Source organism: Gilliamella sp. HK2, from assembly GCF_001690265.1.
Lineage (GTDB): Bacteria > Pseudomonadota > Gammaproteobacteria > Enterobacterales > Orbaceae > Gilliamella > Gilliamella apicola_C.
Map to the genome: position 1 here is coordinate 1 of NZ_LZGV01000053.1, position 1,363 is coordinate 1,363.

At 37.0% G+C, this 1,363-nt stretch carries 2 protein-coding genes; both read right to left on the reverse strand.

Features of this window, described 5'->3' with window-relative positions; genetic code table 11:
• Window positions 1–31: 31 nt before the first annotated feature.
• A complete protein-coding gene (locus A9G45_RS04630; RefSeq protein ID WP_065566244.1) occupies window positions 32–865 on the reverse strand; it encodes a DUF6708 domain-containing protein in 834 nt (277 codons plus the stop codon).
• Window positions 865–1,363 (reverse strand): DUF6708 domain-containing protein (locus tag A9G45_RS14365; RefSeq protein WP_218057034.1); only part of this gene is annotated, 499 nt, incomplete at its 5' end. The genes A9G45_RS04630 and A9G45_RS14365, both read right to left, overlap by 1 nt.

A 1,363-nucleotide genomic window follows, 5' to 3' on the forward strand; every position in this document is an offset into this window, starting at 1 on the left:
GCGGAAACTTGCGGTTGGTACTTTGATGGCATTATTTATTTCCTAACTGTTTATATTCGGCATCTATTTGTTGATATTCTTCAAGCGAGCTGGCTTTGGATTTTTTGTCGATTTCTTCTGGCCAATTGACTTTGATTGGCCAAGTAAAGTCTTCTTCTGGCATAAATTCGGCATCCAAATTATTATCAGAAAAAGCCATATAGCTATTTATCCACATCCATTCATAACCTAAACTGCTACCGGTCGCCAACAGAAAATGGTCAATCACTTTAGTAGTATTAGGCTCACATACCACACACTCTAGGCGATAGCTTCTAACCGTTCCGCCACTCGCAAGAGGAACTGATACTGAGGTCATACACCCCTGAATATCTGCCCAATTAAACTCTTTAACGGTTATCTCTTTAGCTCTAAAGGGGGAACGAGTAAAGGTAGCCCATGAACCACAATATAACAGAAAATGGTCATAAACATAAACCTTACCTGTTTTACGGTTAAAGCGAACAGGACAATCTTCAGGACAGAATAAAAAAGTAAGAAAAAATTGAATAAATATTGGACTGGATATTAAAAATAAAAAAAATGAAAGAATAAATAGTGCTTTATGGGTATCAAGATAAAATATAGCAAAAAGTACAGCAGCTAATCCAGAAATTATCATCAATACACATATAAAGAAAAGAATAATAACAATCAATCTAATTAATAAGCTTCCCATCCCTGTGAACCGCCGAGAAAGCTCACAATAATCATCATTAGCATAACGTAATTTTTTATTATTAGTTAAAGGCAATTGCGTTGTATAAACCCCTTTGTATAAATCTTCGCGCCATGCGGAAACTTGCGGTTGGTATTTGGATGGCATTATTTATTCCCTAACTTTTTATATTCGGCATCTATTTGTTGATATTCTTCAAGCGAGCTAGCTTTGGATTTTTTGTCGATTTCTTCTGGCCAGTTGACTTTGATTGGCCAAGTAAAGTCTTCTTCTGGCATAAATTCGGCATCCAAATTTTTATCAGAAAAAGCCATATAGCTATTTATCCACATCCATTCATAACCTAAACTACTACCGGTCGCCAACAGAAAGTGGTCAATTACATTGGTGGTATTAGGCTCACATACCACACACTCTAGACGATAACTTCTAACCGTTCCGCCACTAGAAAGAGGAACTGATACTGAGGTCATACACCCTTGAATATCTGCCCAATTAAACTCTTTAACGGTTATCTCTTTGGCTCTAAAGGGCGAGCGAGTAAAGGTAGCCCATGTTCCAAAATATAAAAGAGAATGATCATAAATATAAACTTTACCTGTTTTACGGTTTAAACGTATGGGGCAATCCTCGGGGGCAAACAGT